This is a genomic window from Pseudoalteromonas luteoviolacea (genome assembly GCF_021654285.1).
Lineage (GTDB): Bacteria > Pseudomonadota > Gammaproteobacteria > Enterobacterales > Alteromonadaceae > Pseudoalteromonas > Pseudoalteromonas luteoviolacea_J.
On sequence record NZ_JAKFZS010000111.1, the window covers coordinates 1 to 429 of the forward strand.

Here is a 429-nt window from a genome sequence, read left to right on the forward strand (position 1 = left end):
TTCAAAAAAGTTCGCAGTAACACTGATATGCTCAGGCTGGAGCTTGAGTAACGTCGCCCAAATAGCAACCAACGCTTTTTCGGTGTCTGTCTCAGGGGCTATATACTCTCTGCTGAGTTGACGGCCATCTATTGAAGGGAGAGCTGAGCGTTGAAGCTTACCATTGGGGGTCAAGGGCCAGTCGGTGATGGGGATTAATACCGAAGGCAGCATGTGTGAAGGGATTCGAGTAGACAGTTGCGCTCGAACTTGAGATACCCAGTCATAGTCGGCTTTATCAACATCTGCCTTGATATAACCTACCAGTTGTTGCTCGCCAACCTCTCCAGCGGCCATGACCACAGCACTGTCGACCCCCTCACACTGATTTAGGTGGTGCTCTACTTCGCCAAGTTCAATACGAAAACCACGTATTTTTAGCTGGTCATC

General features: G+C 49.4%; 1 protein-coding gene. It reads right to left on the minus strand.

Annotation, left to right across the window (positions count from 1 at the left end; genetic code table 11):
• On the minus strand, nt 1–429 hold a 429-nt coding region (locus tag L1077_RS27235; RefSeq protein ID WP_440589573.1), incomplete at both ends, for an AMP-binding enzyme.